At 60.5% G+C, this 17703-nt stretch carries 18 protein-coding genes; 5 read left to right on the top strand and 13 right to left on the bottom strand.

The features are described 5' to 3' along the window. Window positions 1-38 precede the first annotated feature (38 nt). The 8 genes from JZY08_RS01655 to JZY08_RS01620 all read right to left on the bottom strand — a co-directional run bounded on the left by JZY08_RS01655 (window position 39) and on the right by JZY08_RS01620 (window position 5835). Window positions 39-1316, bottom strand: coding sequence for a 3-phosphoshikimate 1-carboxyvinyltransferase (locus JZY08_RS01655; RefSeq protein WP_216330752.1), 1278 nt, complete (start codon window positions 1314-1316; stop codon window positions 39-41). An 84-nt stretch (window positions 1317-1400) separates the two neighbouring features. Continuing rightward, complete coding sequence (locus tag JZY08_RS01650; RefSeq protein WP_137037139.1) at window positions 1401-1952, bottom strand: LemA family protein; 552 nt, start codon at window positions 1950-1952, stop codon at window positions 1401-1403. 117 nt (window positions 1953-2069) lie between these two features. After that, window positions 2070-2510 carry a hypothetical protein gene (locus JZY08_RS01645; protein ID WP_216330751.1) on the bottom strand — a complete coding sequence of 147 codons (441 nt, stop codon included), beginning with the start codon at window positions 2508-2510 and terminating at the stop codon, window positions 2070-2072. Window positions 2511-2563: 53 nt separating this feature from the next. Next, the gene (locus tag JZY08_RS01640) at window positions 2564-3526 is read right to left on the bottom strand and encodes a glycine--tRNA ligase subunit alpha (protein ID WP_035241643.1); all 963 of its coding nucleotides are present in this window, start codon (window positions 3524-3526) and stop codon (window positions 2564-2566) included. 99 nt (window positions 3527-3625) lie between these two features. Then, window positions 3626-3820, bottom strand: coding sequence for an NfeD family protein (locus JZY08_RS01635; protein ID WP_003493987.1), 195 nt, complete (start codon window positions 3818-3820; stop codon window positions 3626-3628). A 20-nt stretch (window positions 3821-3840) separates the two neighbouring features. After that, window positions 3841-4710, bottom strand: a complete 870-nt coding sequence (locus JZY08_RS01630) for a S49 family peptidase (protein ID WP_216330750.1) — start codon at window positions 4708-4710, stop codon at window positions 3841-3843. Window positions 4711-4796: 86 nt separating this feature from the next. Continuing rightward, a complete protein-coding gene (locus JZY08_RS01625) occupies window positions 4797-5597 on the bottom strand; it encodes a tRNA1(Val) (adenine(37)-N6)-methyltransferase (RefSeq protein ID WP_216331484.1) in 801 nt (266 codons plus the stop codon). A 7-nt stretch (window positions 5598-5604) separates the two neighbouring features. Beyond that, entirely contained in the window at window positions 5605-5835 is a 231-nt protein-coding gene (locus JZY08_RS01620) for a DUF2007 domain-containing protein (RefSeq protein WP_137037136.1), read from the bottom strand. Window positions 5836-5946: 111 nt separating this feature from the next. Between JZY08_RS01620 and JZY08_RS01615 the strand changes: the two genes are divergently transcribed. The 4 genes from JZY08_RS01615 to moaB all read left to right on the top strand — a co-directional run bounded on the left by JZY08_RS01615 (window position 5947) and on the right by moaB (window position 10483). Beyond that, window positions 5947-6963 (top strand): polyprenyl synthetase family protein, encoded by a 1017-nt coding sequence (locus tag JZY08_RS01615; protein WP_216330749.1) that lies wholly within the window; start codon window positions 5947-5949, stop codon window positions 6961-6963. Between the two features lie 191 nt (window positions 6964-7154). Continuing rightward, entirely contained in the window at window positions 7155-9002 is a 1848-nt protein-coding gene (locus JZY08_RS01610) for a tetratricopeptide repeat protein (RefSeq protein ID WP_253204036.1), read from the top strand. Window positions 9003-9008: 6 nt separating this feature from the next. Then, window positions 9009-9893 (top strand): 4-(cytidine 5'-diphospho)-2-C-methyl-D-erythritol kinase, encoded by an 885-nt coding sequence (locus JZY08_RS01605; protein ID WP_216330747.1) that lies wholly within the window; start codon window positions 9009-9011, stop codon window positions 9891-9893. A gap of 44 nt (window positions 9894-9937) precedes the next feature. Then, complete coding sequence (moaB, locus tag JZY08_RS01600) at window positions 9938-10483, top strand: molybdenum cofactor biosynthesis protein B (protein ID WP_080833534.1); 546 nt, start codon at window positions 9938-9940, stop codon at window positions 10481-10483. Between the two features lie 236 nt (window positions 10484-10719). Here the strand turns inward: moaB and JZY08_RS01595 are convergent, their stop codons facing one another. The 5 genes from JZY08_RS01595 to JZY08_RS01575 all read right to left on the bottom strand — a co-directional run bounded on the left by JZY08_RS01595 (window position 10720) and on the right by JZY08_RS01575 (window position 16094). Next, complete coding sequence (locus JZY08_RS01595; protein ID WP_216330745.1) at window positions 10720-11595, bottom strand: dienelactone hydrolase family protein; 876 nt, start codon at window positions 11593-11595, stop codon at window positions 10720-10722. Between the two features lie 120 nt (window positions 11596-11715). Further along, window positions 11716-12744: an alcohol dehydrogenase AdhP gene (gene adhP, locus JZY08_RS01590; protein ID WP_003493972.1), complete on the bottom strand. Its 1029-nt coding sequence runs from the start codon at window positions 12742-12744 to the stop codon at window positions 11716-11718. A gap of 149 nt (window positions 12745-12893) precedes the next feature. Then, window positions 12894-13295, bottom strand: coding sequence for an MAPEG family protein (locus JZY08_RS01585; protein ID WP_003493971.1), 402 nt, complete (start codon window positions 13293-13295; stop codon window positions 12894-12896). 112 nt (window positions 13296-13407) lie between these two features. Then, window positions 13408-14913 (bottom strand): IMP dehydrogenase, encoded by a 1506-nt coding sequence (gene guaB / locus JZY08_RS01580; RefSeq protein WP_035241640.1) that lies wholly within the window; start codon window positions 14911-14913, stop codon window positions 13408-13410. Window positions 14914-15092: 179 nt separating this feature from the next. Then, a complete protein-coding gene (locus JZY08_RS01575) occupies window positions 15093-16094 on the bottom strand; it encodes an MBL fold metallo-hydrolase (protein ID WP_216331483.1) in 1002 nt (333 codons plus the stop codon). 210 nt (window positions 16095-16304) lie between these two features. On the opposite strand from JZY08_RS01575, the gene JZY08_RS01570 reads away from it, so the two are divergent. After that, window positions 16305-17702 carry an MDR family MFS transporter gene (locus tag JZY08_RS01570; protein ID WP_216331482.1) on the top strand — a complete coding sequence of 466 codons (1398 nt, stop codon included), beginning with the start codon at window positions 16305-16307 and terminating at the stop codon, window positions 17700-17702. Window position 17703: the final 1 nt, after the last annotated feature.

Here is a 17703-nt window from a genome sequence, read left to right as displayed (position 1 = left end):
GCTCAAGGCCGGAATGACGGAAAACCAATACCGTTCTTCTAATGCTGCGGCTCGGCAGCGCTTTCCTTTTCCGTGTACTCGACGCCGAGTGAGGCGAGCTCTTTCCAGTAAGCCGGGTAGGTCTTGGCCACGCAGGCCGGGTTCTGGATGGCGATGCCGCCGATCTTCAGCGCCGCAAGCGCAAAGCTCATGGCGATGCGGTGGTCGGCAAAGGTATCGATGGAGGCATCGACCGTCTGGCCTGCGAGCGACGGATCGGCATGCACGATCAGGTCGTCACCTTCCTCATGCGCCAGACCGTCGCGGATTTCGTTGAGGCCGAGCGAGACGGCACGGATGCGGTCGCATTCCTTGACGCGCAGGTTGGCGATACCGACGAAACGCACCGGCGTCTCGTTGAAGGCGGCAAGAACCGCGATGGTCGGAATGGCGTCCTGCATCTGGGAACCGTCGATTTCGGCGGGCAGATGCGGAAACTTGGCCATGACATCATAGGCCTTGGCATCCGGCTGGGTGAACCTGTCGGCGGGCGTGCCGATGTCGATCGCACCGCCGGTGAGAAGCTCCGCGCCCCAGAGATAGGTAGCGGCGGAAGCATCCGGTTCGATGTGAAAATCGGTCGCCGTATAGCCGGTCGGATGCACGCGCCAGATGGCGTTGCTGACCCGCTCCACCTTCGCGCCGAAGGCTTCCATGGCTGATGTGGTGAGATCGATATAGCCCTTCGCGCCTATTTCCTCGCCCTTGAGGATGATATCGACAGGCTTGTCGCCGCAGGCAGCAGCCATCAGAAGTGCCGACACATATTGGCTGGAAAGATTGGCGTCGATGGTGACGCTGCCCTTCGGGAAACCCGTGCCCTTGCCACAAACGGTGACGGGCGGGCAGCCGGTCGGCGCTTCCGCCTCGACGCCGAGCGAACGCAGGGCCTCCACCAGCGGCATGATCGGACGTTTGCGCATATGCTCGTCGCCATCGATGATGACCGCGCCATCCACCAGTGCCGCAGCCGCGGTCAGGAACCGTGTGGCGGTACCGGCATTGCCGAGGAAAAGCGGCTTTTCCGGCTGTTGGAGCACGCCTGTGCCCTCTACCACGAAGGTGGTTGCATCCGGCTCGGTTACCTTCACGCCCATCTCGCGCAGGGCTTCGGCCATATAAAGCGTGTCATCGCTTTTCAGCGCGCCAGTCAGGCGGCTTTTGCCCTTGGCGAGGCCGGCCAGCAGAAGCGCGCGGTTGGTGATGGATTTGGAGCCGGGCGGCTCAACCTTGCCGGAAAGCGGGTGGCCGGGCGGGGTGATGGTCAATTCGATCATGATCGTCGTCTTGTCAAAGAATGCGGCAGAAAGCCGGGCTATCGGAATGTCGGCGGGAGGATTTTGACCCGGGGACCGGTGGTCTTAGAATTTCACGGTCGGCACGGCGCGGTCGGCCGGATTGTCGATCTCGAAATAGGGCGCTTTGGAAAAACCGAACTGGCCGGCGACCAGATTGGACGGGAAGCTTTCCACCTTGACGTTCAGATCGCGCGCAGCACCGTTGTAATAACGGCGTGACATCTGGAGTTCGCCTTCGATGGTTTCGAGCGACCGCTGCAATTCCAGAAAATTGGTGTTGGCCTTGAGATCGGGATAGGCTTCGGCGAGCGCGAAGAGCTTGCCGAGCGCCTGCGACAGTAGGCCTTCCGCCTGGGCACGGCCTTCGACATCGCCAGCCGGCACAGCCTGCGCCCGGTTGCGCATGGCGATCACTTCCTCGAAGGTGCTCTTTTCATGCGCCGCATACCCCTTCACGGTCTCGATGAGGTTGGGGATGAGATCGGCGCGGCGCTTCAACTGCACATCGATGCCCGACCACGCCTCTTCCTTCATCTGCCGTGCCTTGACGAGGCCGTTATAGATGAAGACCACATAAAGCGCGATTGCCGCGATGATTGCCAGCGTGATGAACATGAATTGCGATTCCCAGCTTCGTTGCGCGCACGATAGCCGCTCATTACCGCAAAGTCATGAGGCTTCGGTCATTCTCTGCGTTTTTGCCAGAGACACGCTGCGGGGAGCAAACATCCGTTATTTATAAAAGACTGTGCAATACAATCTCAGGCCGGATGTCTTGCGTACAAAAAGAGTATGGGAGGCAAGCTTGTAGCCGCGCTCGGCCCAATAGTTCTTGTTTTCTTGCAGGTGGTTCCAGCCGTCTATAACCCAGTCGCGCATCTCAGTGTTGCGCGTGTAGTGCATGCGAACGAGCGCGCTGCCCACATCAAGGGTTCGCTGGCCACTATCCTTGCAATCCATGCGGGTGACGATCATTCCGAAAGAGCGCAGCTTGTCGGCACGGGGAAAGGCTTCCTTGCCGCTCATCCACTCTGTCGTTTCCGCAGCCACGCCATTACCGAGAATGCATCCGAGTGTAAGCACAAATAAAAAACAGAAATTTCGAATATTATTCACGGTTAAACCCATCGCTATATTCAGACTACCAATCCACACAAAATAAAAGGCCGTCAAGAACGGCCTTTCAAATTCACCAGAATTTCCGACAAGTGTGCGCCGCTAAAAAATCAGGCGGCCCTGTTCCAGTTCAGCCCGCCCGCATCCGTCAGCAGGAAGGCTTCGCCGCACGCTTTCGCCAGCGTGCGCACACGCAGGATATAGCTCTGGCGTTCCGTCACCGAAATCACGCCGCGTGCATCCAGAAGGTTGAAGACGTGGCTGGCCTTGATGCACTGGTCATAGGCCGGGAACACGCATTTGTGCAGGCGCTGATTATCATCATCACCGGGCGCGCCGGCGGCGAGAAGCGCCTGGCATTCCTTTTCGGCGTCGATGAAATGGCGATGCAGCATGGCGGTGTCGGCAAATTCGAAATTATGACGGGAATATTCCTGCTCGGCCTGCAGGAAGACGTCGCCATAAGAAATCTTCTCTTCGCCCTCGCGGCCGTTGAAGTTGAGGTCGTAGACATTGTCGACGCCCTGAACATACATGGCGAGACGCTCCAGACCATAGGTCAACTCGCCCGCAACCGGCGAGCACTCGATGCCGCAGACCTGCTGAAAATAAGTAAACTGCGAGACTTCCATGCCGTCGCACCAGCATTCCCAGCCGAGACCCCAGGCGCCGAGCGTCGGGCTTTCCCAGTCGTCTTCAACGAAGCGCACATCGTGCAGCAGCGGATCGAGACCGATGGCCTTCAGCGAACCGAGATAGAGTTCCTGCAGGTTGGAAGGGTTGGGCTTCAGAATGACCTGATATTGGTAATAATGCTGCAGACGGTTGGGGTTTTCCCCGTAACGACCGTCGGACGGGCGGCGCGACGGCTGCACATAGGCGGCCTTCCACGGCTTCGGTCCGAGCGCACGCAGCGTCGTCGCCGGATGAAACGTGCCCGCGCCCACTTCCATATCGTAGGGCTGCAGCACCGCGCAGCCCTTATCGGCCCAGTAATTGTGGAGCGTCAGGATGAGCGCCTGAAAGGAACGCTTCGGGTTCATATGGTCTGGAATATCGGTCATTGCAGTCATCGCGGCGTTAGGAGGACAAGTAAGCTAGACTTACTTCGGATGCGGACTGGTGCCACGGCATCGCCTGAGGGTCAAGGTTTTATGCGTGGAGGCGCCGCCTTACGCCTCATCCTCGCGCTTCACGCGATATTCGCCGGTTTCCGGGTCCTTGATCAGGGTGCCAATGGCGCCGGTCTCGCGTTCTTTCTCGCGCTGTTTCGATTTCGCCGAAAGCTTTTCGGCATCGCGAACGAAGCGGCGGTAGAGGATGACCGATCCCACCACCAGTAGAAGAATTGTAATCAGCTGCGCCATAAGGCCCTATTCCTGCGACATCATAGACCGAAACGCGACCACAATGCCTTTTCTTCGGCGACCTCCGCAAGCCCCGAGACGGCCCCTGCGGCCAGCCTTTCGGCATTGACGTCCAGCGCCGCATTGACGCCTGGCACCTTTTTACCGAACAGCGAGCGCCCACCGGTGACGAGCTGAAGCTTGACCTTTTCGCCGAAGCGGCGGCGCAGAATGTCCCTCATGTCGCCCAGCCCGTCGATCAGGCCGAGGTCGAGACCGCGCATGCCGGTCCAGAACAGGCCCGAAAACAACGTCGGTTCGTCCTTCAGTTTCGAGCCGCGACGCATCTTGACCATGTCGATGAAAACATTGTGGATTTCGACCTGGAGCGACTTCAGATATTCGATATCGCCTTCCTTTTCCGGCTGGAAGGGATCGAGGATCGCCTTGTTCTCACCGGCTGTATAGACGCGGCGCTCGACACCGATCTTCCGCAGCATTTCCGGAAAACCGAAGCCGCCCGAAACGACGCCGATAGAACCGACGATGGAGGTGGGGTCGGCGATGATCTCGTCGCCGGCAAGCGCGATCATGTAGCCGCCGGAGGCAGCCACGTCTTCGACGAAGATCAGGACCTTCTTTTCCTTTTCCTCGGCAAGCTGACGGATGCGATTATAGATCATCCGCGCCTGCACCGGCGAGCCGCCGGGAGAGTTAAGCGAAATGGCAACGGCCGGCGCGTCCTTGATGGCAAAGGCTTTTTCAAGCAGCGGCGCATAGGAGGCGAGATTGAGCGCGGGGCGAAACTGGTTGCCGCCCGCCATGATGGCGCCATGCATGCGCACGACCGGGATGACGAGTTCTTTTTTGCGAAAGCGTTTCGGTACCAGATACTTCAGAAAACCCACCACTCAATCCTCGCAGCAATTGCCTGTTGGTCAGGCATGTATGTATCGCCCGGGAAAACGCAATGGTTTGCGGCCTGCGGACCGCGATTTTATAGGCTGGGCCTGATTGCCTTTACATTACGGCGATAGGCGGTGCGGCCATTGTTCAGGTCATCCACGAGGGGCGTGAAGGCGTGGCTGTCTGCCTCATGCATGACGAGCGGTGCCCGGAACGATAGCTTCGCGCGCGAGCCCTTGATGGCCGTGACGAGCATGCGCACCGCATCTTCCCCGGGGCGCGGATGGATGAGGGTTATCTCCATGCCGCCGAAGCGGCTGCCGCAGGCAGCGATGATTTCCGCCACCGATTGCGGCCGTGAAATCAGGGAAAGCTGGCCACCCGGAACCATGATTGCGCCCGCGGTCCTGATCCAGTCCTCGAACAGGCCCTCCGTCATGGCGTGGGCCTCGGCCTTCAGGGCATCGGGCGTGCGGCGGTCACCCGCATCGTTATAGGGCGGGTTCATGATGACGTGGTGGAAATACCCGTCCGGCAGACCAGCTTCGATGCGCGCCTTGGCACGCAGGGTCACATCGGCCTCGCGCACGTCGATACGGCCGGAAAAGGCAGCGTTTTCCGGCAATGCGAGACTGCGGCGGGCAAATTCCGCCATTTCCGGCGAGCGCTCGTAAAGCGTCACTTGAGCCTTTTCGAGCCGGGCTGCGACCGCAAAGCCCGCCGCACCCGCGCCGGCGCCGAGATCGGCGATCCGGCAGGCGCGTTCATCAGCCACCAATGACGCCAGAAGCATGGCGTCCATGCCGGCCCGGTGCCCCCTGCCCTTCGGCTGGAGAATGTGGAACCGGCCCCGGTGAAATGCATCAATGGTTTCGGAAATATCGCCGCCCACCGTCTCGTCAAGCCTCTTCGTTGCGCAACTCGTCACCCAGCCCGGCATCCACGAGAATGCGGCGGGCCTGATCGGCACGATCCTCTTCGACCAGAAACCGGCGGGGCAGAAGACCGAGCGACCCTTCCAGAATGCTCATCGCCTGATCGGCGACGAGGCAGTGGATCCCGGCGTCCTTCATCAGGCTTTCGGCGAAGGACAGAAGCACGGCATCGTTGGTACGGATCAGTTCACGCATGGATAAGCCCTAAATTCCCATCTTTTTGAATGGCTAGCGGCAATTCGCCCCTTGCCGCGACAGGCGCCAGTTTTTATTGTCGAATTCAAATTCGAACAGGAGTCCTGTCCCTTGGGCGTCGTCATACCGCTTGAAGAAAGCAAAAACAAACTCGCATCCGTCAAGCCGCTTGTCGACCTGACCCGCCCCGACATGGAACGGGTGAACCAGCTTATCCTTTCCAAGGCCGGTTCCGATGTCCAGATGATACCTGAGGTGGCCAACCATTTGATCTCGTCGGGCGGCAAGCGCCTGCGGCCGATGCTGACGCTCGCCTCGGCCTCGATGTTCGGCTACGAGGGCGACCACCACATCAAGCTCGCCACCAGCGTGGAATTCATGCACACGGCGACGCTTCTGCATGACGACGTGGTGGATGAGAGCGACCTGCGCCGTGGAAAATCCACAGCCCGCACCATCTGGGGCAACCAGGCAAGCGTTCTCGTCGGCGACTTCCTGCTCGGCCAGGCCTTCCGCATGATGGTGGATGTCGGCTCGCTCGATGCGCTCGACGTGCTGTCCACTGCTGCCTCGGTCATCGCCGAGGGTGAGGTGCTGCAGCTTTCGGTCGCCAAGAACATGGAAACGACGGAAGACGATTATCTTCATGTGATTCGCGCCAAGACGGCCGCCCTCTTCGCGGCGGCGGCGGAAGTCGGCCCGATCGTTGCGAAGACCGACAAGGCGACCCGCAGCGCGCTGAAATCCTACGGCATGAATCTCGGCCTCGCCTTCCAGCTCGTCGACGACGTGCTGGACTACGGCGGCAAGTCCGCCGATCTCGGCAAGAATACCGGTGACGATTTCCGCGAGGGCAAGATCACGCTGCCGGTCATCCTGTCCTATCGTCGCGGCACGCAGGATGAGCGCGCCTTCTGGCGCAACGCCATCGAAAAGGGCGAAAGCAGCGATGAGAACCTCGAAAAGGCGCTGGGCCTGATCACCAAGTACAATGGTCTTGGCGATACGATCGGCCGTGCCACGCATTACGGCACCATTGCCCGCGATGCGCTCGCACCGCTGCCCGAGAGCCCGTGGAAAAATGCGCTTCTGGAAGTGATCGACTTCTGCATCGAGCGTCTCAACTGACGCCCAGGCCCGGGCAAACAGCGGATGGACAGGACCATTCCGCCTGATGTCTGGGGCCAGCTTCTCCGCAAGGCGTGATTGTGGCGTGGGCCATAATTTCTTGCGGGGTTGCTTCAAAAAAGCCATTCTATCGTGACCAAACAATGGAAACTGATTTTTCCGTGCATTCGCACAAAGGCAAAGGTTCCCTCATGCGGCGTAAACCAGCACTCCGTCTTCTCTGCAGCGCGGCTCTTGCCGCCGCTCTCGCAATCGGCGCGGGTGCCAGCCCCGGCTTTGCGGAAACGAAGGCGAAACCGGAAGACAAGGCCGTCACGTTCGATCCCGGCAAGGTGAACACCTTCTCCGGCGCCTTCCTCGCCGGACGCAATGCCGACGTCGACCAGGATTATCCCACCGCGATTTCGCTTTACAAAAAGGCGCTGGAATTCGATCCGGCCAATTCGGAAATCCGCCAGCGGCTGATGATCGCCGAACTTCTGAGCGGCAATTTCGAGGCCGGCGCCAAGATCGCCGATTCGATGAAGGATGACACCTCCGTCGAACGGGTGACGACCATCGTGCGCGGTCTCGACGCCATCAAGGACAAGGACTTCGCCAAGGCCGAGAAGATCCTGAAATATACCGGCCCGAACGATCTCGACCGCATGGTCAACACGCTTTTGACCGCCTGGGCACGCGCCGGTTCCGGCAAGCCGAAGGAAGCGCTGGCCCTCGTCAACAACATGAAGGGGCCCGGCTGGATCTCGATTTTCCAGAAATACAATGCGGCAGCGATCGCCCTTGTCGCCGGCAATACCGAAGCCGCGCGCAAGAGCCTCAACGAGGCGGTGACGGATCGCGAAGGCGGGGCAACCGCTTCCGATACCTATATGCGCGCCGTGATGGCGCTTGCCCGGCTCGAAGCTTCCGCCGGCAACAAGCAGAAGGCGCTTGATGCGATCGCGGTCGGCGATACTTTCGCACCGAATTACGCACCGCTGAAAGCGCTTCGTCAGTCTATCGAAAGTGGTGACAAGCCCGAGCAGCAGATCACCAATGCCGTGGAGGGTGCCGCCAGCGTCATGTTCTCCATCGCTGGTGCTTTGAACCGCGAAGGTGCCGAAGAAATCGTCACGCTTTATTTGCAGACATCGCGCGCGCTCGATCAGAAGAGCCCGGACACGCTCATTCTTCTCGGCGGGCTTGCTGAAGCCATGAAGCAGCCGGAGCGCGCCATCGCCTTTTACCGCGATGTGCCGAAGGATTCGCCGATGTACCGCATCTCCGAGCTGCAGCTCGGATTGACGCTTGCGCAGACCGGCAAGGTGGACGAGGCGCGCACGCATCTCAAATCCCTGCTCGAATCCGATCCGAAGGACGTCCGTTCCTATCTCGCCTATGGCAGCGTGCTGTCGGACGCCAAGGACTACCGCGCCATGGCCGAAAACTACGACAAGGCCATCGAGGTGATCGGTGCCGTGCCGCAGAAATCCGACTGGTCGGTGTTCTTCCAGCGCGGCATCGCCTATGAGCGGCTGAAGGAATGGGACAAGGCCGAGCCGAATTTCAAGCGGGCATTGGAATTGAACCCCGAGCAGCCGCAGGTGCTGAACTATCTCGGTTATTCCTGGGTGGACAAAGGCATCAACCTCGATGACGGCATGAAGATGATCAGCCGCGCCGTCGAGCTTCGCCCGAATGACGGTTACATCGTCGACTCGCTTGGCTGGGCGCATTATCGCCTCGGCGCTTTCGACGAAGCCGTGACCGAGCTGGAGCGGGCCATCGAACTCAAGGCCGGCGATCCGACGATCAACGACCATCTGGGTGATGCCTACTGGCGCGTCGGCCGCAAGATCGAGGCGGTCTATCAGTGGAACCGCGCTTTGATCGGCGACAGCGACGATGTGGACAAGGCCAAGGTGAACGAAAAGATCGCCAACGGCCTGCCGCCCCTGGAAAAGGATGCCGAAAACACCGCCAAGAAGGAAGTGGCGCCGCCCCCGCCTGCTCCTCCGGCTCCGGCACCGGCCGCCACTCCGGACAAGAAATCCTGACGCGGCATGCGCGTGCATGATGTTTCCGAGGCCACCGAGACAATCGAGGCGGCCCCGGCCAAGATCAATCTGGCGCTGCATGTGACCGGCCAGCGGGCGGATGGATACCATTTGCTCGAAACGCTGGTGACATTTACGGTAGCCGGCGACGTCATTCGCATTCGCGACGCCGATGCCGACAGTTTCTCCATCTCCGGCCCCTTCGGCGATCTTTTGCGCGCTGGCGATGGTGGCGACAATCTCGTCACCCGCGCCCGAGACCTGCTACGCGACGCTCTCGTGTCAACAGGCCAGCCGGCCCGGCCGGTCGCCATTCATCTCGAAAAAAGCCTGCCGGTCGCTTCCGGCATCGGCGGCGGCTCGGCGGATGCGGCCGCGACCCTTCGGGGGCTGTTGCGTCACTGGCATGCGGGCATCGATCCGCAAAGGCTCGCCTCCCTCGCGCTTACACTTGGTGCGGATGTGCCGATGTGCCTTGAAAGCCGTTCCCTCATCGCGCGGGGCATCGGCGAGGATATAGAGCCGATCTCGGACCTGCCGGCACTCTTTCTGGTGCTTGCCAATCCTCTGAAGGCCGTCTCGACGCCGGAGATTTTCCGGCGATTGCAGAACAAGGCCAATCCGCCGTTGCCGGAGCGGAAAACAGGCGGCTGGATGGATTTTCTTGCGCAAAGCCGCAATGATCTGCAACCGCCCGCGCAGGCGCTGCTGCCCGAAATCGGCGAAATCGCCGGAATGCTGTCGCAGGAAGATGCTGGCCTTGTGCGCATGTCCGGTTCGGGCGCGACCTGTTTCGGGATTTTTCATTCCTTCGAGGCCGCCCAAAAAGCGGAAACATCGCTTCGGGAGAGACATCCCGGCTGGTATTTTCAGGCGACGCGGACCATTTGAGGACCGGACGTTTATTCAGGAACGGCCAATTCGAGGACAAGACCATGGCAGGCGAAAGACCCTTCATTCCCCTCGGCATTGCGGTCCTGACCGTTTCGGACAGCCGCACGCTGGAGAATGACAAATCCGGCGATACGCTCGTCGCAAGGCTGGAGGAAGCGGGCCACAGGCTCGCGGCGCGCGCCATCGTGCCTGATGACAGGGCAGCGATTGCCGGCACCGTGCGCGACTGGACGCTCTCTGAAGGCGTGGATGTGGTGATCACCACCGGCGGGACCGGTTTTACCGGCCGCGACGTGACGCCGGAAGCGCTGGAACCGCTGTTCGAAAAGCGCATGGACGGGTTTTCCGCCCTCTTCCACCGCATCTCCTATGACAAGATCGGCACCGCCACCATCCAGTCACGCGCAACCGGCGGCGTGGCGAACGCGACCTTCATCTTCGTGCTGCCGGGCTCGCCGGGTGCATGCAAGGATGCGTGGGATGGGATTCTCAAGGCTCAGCTCGATTATCGCCACTTGCCCTGCAATTTTGTGGAGATCATGCCAAGGTTGGATGAGCATTTGAAGCGTGGGGCTGGGGGCGTTTAGATCAGCGGATCGAGGGTGGGTGTGGGGTTTCACCCCCTCTGCCCTGCCGGGCATCTCCCCCTCAAGGGGGGAGATCGACTCGTGGTTAGGTCTCGCCCATCTCAACATTTGTGAATGAAGTGGCGGTAGCGCCTCCTGCCGATCTCCCCCCTTTAGGGGGAGATGCCCGGCAGGGCAGAGGGGGGTAAGCCCCACGCACCTCCGGTTCGCAGACAATGCACACCTCAAAAACCCCATCACGCCAGATATTTCTTGAAGAACTCCGTCGTCCGGCCCCAGGCGAGATCGGCAGCCGCCTTGTCGTAACGCGCCGAAGACGTATCATTGTTGAAGGCGTGGTTGACGCCGTCATAAACGAAGATTTCGAAGGTCTTGCCGTTGTCTTCCAGCGCCTTCTTATAGGCATCGATGCCGGCATTGATGCGCTCGTCGAGACCCGCATAGTGCAAGAGCAGCGGCGCCTTGATGGCAGGCACATCGGCCGCCGGGGCCTGCTGGCCGTAATAGGCGACGCCGGCATTCAGGCCCGCCGATTTCGTGGCGAAACGGTTGACCAGCCCGCCGCCCCAGCAGAAACCGACCGCACCGACCTTGCCGTTCGCACCCTGCCTTGCCGCGAGCCACACCCGGCCCGCTTCGGCATTGGCGACCGTTGCCTCCATATCGAGGCCGCTGAACATTTCCCGCGCCTTATCCTCGTCCGCAGGCGTGCCGCCCTGCGGCGACAGGAAATCGACCGCAAGCGCCCTGAAACCGGCAAGCGCCACACGCCTTGCCACATCGCGAATATGGTCGTTCAGGCCACGGTTCTCGTGGATGACGATGACGGAGCCGATGGGGCCGGAAACGGATTTCGGCGTAACAAGATATCCCTTCATCTCGCCGCCGGGGGCGGGATATGTCACATCTTCGGCGACGATCGCCGCATCATCCGGCGCGACGATGGCCGCACGGGCGCTGTTGGCCGAAAGGAGCGGCGCGATGGCCGCCGCAGCCGCGCCGGACCCGGCAAGCACCGTGAGCTTTTCCATGAATTTGCGGCGGTCGAGGCTGAGATGGGTGTATTCATCGTAAGCGTCGATCATGGCCTGCGTAATCTTCGGCTTGTCCATCGCCCTGTCCTCCTTGAACGCGGATGTGCCAGGGAGGATAACGCAGATCGCCCCTTGGGGAACGAGGCGGGCGGAGGCGGCGCCACACTTTTGCGTGAGCGCCGCGGCCAGGTTTTCACATCAGGCGGCGAGGTCCACGACGATGCGGCCGTCGATCTTGCCCTCTTCCATGCGGTGGAAGATATCGTTGATGTTTTCGAGCTTGTCCCAGGAGAAGTGGGCGGCCACCTTGCCTTCACCGGCGAAGGTCAGCGCTTCCTCCAGATCCTGCCTTGTGCCGACGATGGAGCCGCGCACCGTGATGCGCTTCAGCACCGTGTCGAACACCGGAATGGAGATGAAGCCCGGCGGCAGGCCGACAAGCGCCATGGTGCCCTTGGAGCGCAGGAAACCGTAAGCCTGCTCCATGGCCTTGGGCGACACCGCCGTCACCAGCGCGCCATGGACGCCGCCGGTCGCTTTCTGCACCTGCTCCACCGCGTCGGGCGCGCGGCCGTTGACGGTGACATCGGCTCCGAGTTTCTTCGCAAGCTCTAGCTTGTCGTCGAAAATATCGGCAGCGACGACATGCATGCCCATGGCCTTGGCATATTGCACGGCCATGTGGCCAAGCCCGCCAATGCCTGAAATGACCACCCATTCACCGGGTCTCACTTCGGTTTCCTTGAGACCCTTGTAAACGGTGACACCGGCGCAAAGCACGGGTGCGGCGGGGCCGAATTCCAGATTATCCGGCAGGCGACCGACGAATTTCGGATCGGCAAGGCCATATTCGGCAAAGCTGCCATTGACGGAATAACCCGAATTCTTCTGGCTCGGGCATAGGGTTTCCCAACCGGTGCGGCAGGGAATGCAGCATCCGCAGGCGGTATAAAGCCACGGCGTACCGGCGCGGTCGCCCTCCTTGATCCCGGTGACGCCAGCGCCGATCTTCGCGACATAACCGACGCCTTCATGGCCGGGGATGAAGGGCGGGTTGGGTTTCACCGGCCAGTCGCCCGTTGCGGCGTGCAGATCCGTGTGGCAAATGCCCGTCGCCTTGTAGTTGATGAGAATTTCACCGGGGCCTGGATCCGGTATCGCCACTTCCTCGATGGTCAGCGGTTTCCCAAACGCGCGGACGACGGCTGCCTTCATTGTTTTCGCCATGACATACTCCTCAATCTCTGCTCGCCTGAAATCCTTGACGGCGAGGCAGAGATTAACGGGGATGGGACGTCATGGAATTGACCCATCGCAAATCGGGTTATTTTAAAGGCGCGATTGTCTCACTTATGAGGCAACCTGACGGTGCTGTTTTATTCCAGAGCCAACCAGATGGCGAGCCAGCCCCAGAGGCAGAGCAGAAGCACAAAGCCGATGCCGAACAAAGCGCCGCGATGACGCAGGCGGTTGCTGGTGACATGGACATAGGAGTGGGCGTAGCGCGAGAGCACGAACAGCCAGGCCAGCACGATGGTGACGATATTGTCCGCATCGGTGATGTAAAGCAGCAGGCAGGCGATGTGAAACAGGACGGGAAGTTCGAACTGGTTGGCGATGTTGCGGTTCACCAGATAGCTTTCCCGCGCTTCCTCGCTCTTGTCGCGAAGCCGGATGGCCGATTCACGATCCGTGAAGGTGTATTTCTTGCGACGGTAGAGCAGCAGCCCGTAGAGCCAGAAAACGAGAAAGACATGGGCGATCATCGGCCAGAACATTGCGGTCGTCGGTGACATGCTTTCTCCTCCAATCATGAAAACGCTCCCCGATCCGGCGTGAATCGGGAAGCGCCAAATACTCACTATCCTTTTACGGATTCGCCTCGAAAGATCAAACTGCGCCGGGGTAGTTCGGGCTTTCACGGGTGATCGTCACGTCGTGGGCGTGGCTTTCACGCAGGCCGGCGCTGGAGATGCGCACGAAGGTGGCGCGTTCCTGGAATTCCTTGATGGTGCCGCCGCCGACATAACCCATGGCGGCCTTCAGGCCGCCGGCCAGCTGGTGCAGAACGCCGGAGACGGGTCCCTTGTAGGGAACCTGACCTTCGATGCCTTCCGGAACGAGCTTCAGCGTGTCGCGCACTTCCGCCTGGAAATAACGGTCTGCGGAACCGCGCGCCATGGCGCCAACGGAACCCATGCCGCGATAGGCCTTGAAAGAACGGCCCTGATAGAGGAACACCTCACCCGGGCTTTCATCCGTGCCGGCCAAAAGCGAGCCGATCATGACGGCGGAGGCACCGGCGGCAATCGCCTTGGCCAGATCGCCCGAGAACTTGATGCCGCCATCGGCGATAACGGGAATGTCTGCAGCATTGGCGACTTCGACCGAGGCCATGATCGCGGCAAGCTGCGGAACGCCGACGCCGGCGACGATGCGGGTGGTGCAGATGGAACCGGGGCCGATACCGACCTTGACGCCGTCAGCGCCGGCATCGATCAGCGCCTTGGTGCCGTCAGCGGTGGCGACATTGCCGGCAATGATGCGAACCGAGTTCGACATCTTCTTGACCACCGAAACGGCATCGAGCACGCGCTGCGAATGGCCGTGCGCGGTATCGACGACCAGAAGGTCGACGCCGGCATCGATGAGGCGCTCGGCGCGCTCAATGGCATCGGCCCCGACGCTGATGGCGGCGGCGGCGCGAAGGCGGCCCTGCGCATCCTTGGTGGCATTCGGGTTCAGCTGCGACTTCTCGATGTCCTTGACGGTGATGAGGCCGACGCAATTGCCCTTCCCATCCACCACCAGCAGCTTTTCGATGCGGTGCTTGTGCAGCAGGCGGCGCGCTTCCTGCTGATCGACGCTGCTTTCCTTGACCGTGACCAGATTTTCGCGGGTCATCAGTTCATAGATCTTCTGCTGCGGATCGGAGGCGAAGCGCACGTCGCGGTTGGTCAGAATGCCGACGAGGCGACCGTTCTTGTGGCCGCCGGAACCGCCGTTTTCAACCACCGGAATACCGGAAATGCCGTGCGCCTTCATCAAGGCCTGCGCTTCTGCAAGCGTCGCATCCGGGCCGATCGTGACCGGGTTGACGACCATGCCGCTTTCGAACTTCTTCACCTGACGGACTTCTTCGGCCTGCTCGATGGGGGTCAGGTTACGGTGGATGACGCCGATGCCGCCGGCCTGGGCCATGGCGATGGCAAGACGGCCTTCCGTGACCGTGTCCATGGCGGAAGAGAGGATCGGAAGGTTGAGATCGATATCGCGGGCAATGCGGGTTGCGATATTCGTCTGTCCCGGCATAACCTCGGAATGTCCGGGTTGCAGCAACACATCGTCAAATGTGAGAGCGTCCAAACCAGTGGGTGTTTGAATGATGCGTGCCATGACCAAATTCCTTCATAATGAAAATGCGTGGCCGTTCCGGAACGAAAAGTTCACCCCGGCGCCCTGCAAGGATTGCTTGGAAGTTGGCGAGGGCTGGTAACACGTTCATGACAGGAAGGGAATAGAAAAAACCCGGAATTGCCTTCCGGGCTTCTTCTGTTGCTGCATTGCAGCAGAGATCAGATGTCGAACTGGTAGGATTTCGGCACGAAACGATAACCCGCATCCAGCTTTTCCGCATAACCGACAGAAGGGAAAGGCATGTGATAACCGAGGAAAGGCAGCCGGTCGGTGGCGATCATGTCGTAAACCTTCTTGCGGGTTGCTGCCGCCGCCGCCTTGTCCATGTCGAACTTGACCTCCCAGTCCGGCCTTTGCAGCGACAGGACGAAATGGTTGGCCGTATCCGCCGTCAGGATCAGCTGTTTGCCTTCCGATTCGACCCGGAAGATCATGTGTCCCGGCGAATGGCCGAAAGCCGCAATGCCGGTGATGCCGGAAACCACATCGGCGCCATCACCGATGAAGGTCGCCTTTTCCGCCAGCGGCTTGACGTTGGCGATGACGCCCTTCTGGCCGCCTTCGGCCGGTGTGCCGACCCGCTTCCCGTCCGTCCAGAAATCATATTCCGCCTGACCGAAGACGTAGCGCGCCTTTTCGAAAGCCGGCGCACCCTTTTCCATCAGCCCGCCTATGTGGTCGCCGTGCATGTGGGTCAGCACCACCACGGTCACATCCTCAGGCGAGTAACCGGCAGCCGCCATGCCTTCAAGCAGACGGCCATTGCCGGCGCCACGGCCCGCTTCACCGAAACCGGTGTCGAACAGCACGAGGTCCGTGCCGGTATTGACGAGGACAGGCGAGAAGGAATTGACGAACTGGTCCTTCGGCAGAAAATTGTCTTCCAGCAGCTTGCCGACGGTTTCCGCCGACTGATCCGTGCCGAAGGTCTCGCCCGGATTGGGCGCCGCGCGCGCACCGTCCTTCACCACCAGCACTTCGAAATTGCCGAGCTTGAAGCGATTGGTTTCAGGCGGCATGGCGTGTTTGATCTCCATGGAGGTTTGCGGCTGGCTCGTCTGGGCTGTGGCAGTGCGTGTCATCAATAGCGGTGCGCCGAGGACGCTTGCGCCGGCTGCGCCAATGAGGCCGCGTCTGCTCATGCTCAAGGATTTGGTCATCATCTTGTCTCCGATAGCGCCAACTGGCCATGATCGCCAACTGAACTGTGCCCAACGGACAATAGAGCGAGAAAGTTGCAAGGAAACCGGCCTCACGCAGGTTTGATCGGAACTTGAGAAATTGATAATTAACGTGTTGGCAAGCCCGCTTATCAGGCGTAGGAGGAACGGCGATATCCTTTGTCGCAGCGGAAAGCCGCAGGCAGCCTCATGAACCGCATCATTCCCCTCATCCTGGCAGTCGCTCTCTTCATGGAGCAGATGGACTCCACCGTCATTGCAACCTCGCTTCCGGCGATTGCAGCCGACCTCAATGTCGGCCCGATCACGCTCAAGCTCGCGCTGACGGCCTATATGGTGTCTCTGGCGATCTTCATTCCGATCAGCGGCTGGATGGCCGACAAATACGGCGCGAAGAAAATCTTCCGTCTCGCCATCGGCGTCTTCGTTGTCGGGTCGATCTGCTGCGCGGTGTCGTCGTCGGTGTTCGAATTCGTGCTCTCGCGTTTCCTGCAAGGCATGGGCGGCGCGATGATGACGCCCGTCGGCCGTCTCGTTCTGCTTCGAACGACGAAACGGACCGAACTCGTCTCCGCCATGGCGCTGTTGACGATCCCGGCGCTTGTGGGGCCGCTCACCGGCCCGCCGATCGGCGGTTTCATCACCACCTATTTTTCATGGCACTGGATTTTCCTGATTAACGTTCCCATCGGCGTCATCGGCATCTGGCTGTCGACCATCTTCCTGCCGGAAATCGAAACCACCAATCCGCCGCCAATGGACGGCAAGGGTTTCATATTGTCCGGCATTGCCGCCTCGGGCGTCGTCTTCGGCGTCTCGGTCGTCAGCCTTCCCGCATTGCCGCCCGCCATCGGCATCGCTTCAACGATCATCGGTTTTATCTGCGGTTTTCTTTACATCCGCCACGCCGCACGCCATCCCGCGCCCATTCTGGATTTCCGCATTTTCCAGAATGCGACGTTCCGGGCGGCCTCTGTTGGCGGCACCATTTTCCGCATTTCGACGGGTGCCATCCCGTTCCTGATGCCGCTGATGCTGCAGATCGGTTTCGGGCTCAATCCGTTTCAGTCCGGCATGATCACCTTTGCGGGTGCGATTGGCGCGATCACCACGAAATTCATGGCCAAGCGGGTCTTTGCGGCAACGGGGTTCAAATCGACGTTGATCGGGGCTGGCATCGTCGGTGCCTGCACGACGCTTGCCAACAGCTTCTTCACGCCTGATACCCCCTACCCCCTGATCATGATCTTCCTGGTCACGGCGGGATTTGCCCGGTCGTTCTTCTTCACCGGGTCGAACGCGCTCAGCTATTCCGATATTGAAGACAGCCAGGCCAGTCAGGCGACCTCAATGGCCTCGGTGATGCAGCAGATCAGCCTGGCGCTCGGCGTGGCTTTCGCCGCTTCCATTCTGGAAGTCAGCAGCATGATGTCCGGCACGCATCTTCAGCTTGCCGATTTCCACATCGCCTTCACCATCGTCGCGCTGGTGTCGCTGTTTGCCATCGTGCCGATCATCCGCATGGACGCACAGGCCGGGGCGGCCGTTTCCGGCCACCGCGGCAAGGTCTCGCAACCGGCGGAGTAAT

The sequence above is a fragment of the Rhizobium sp. X9 genome, assembly GCF_018873185.1.
In the GTDB taxonomy this organism is placed as follows: Bacteria; Pseudomonadota; Alphaproteobacteria; order Rhizobiales; family Rhizobiaceae; genus Agrobacterium; species Agrobacterium oryzihabitans.
The sequence above is the reverse complement of the archived record's forward strand: the minus strand, read 5'-3'. Positions and strand labels throughout refer to the sequence as shown.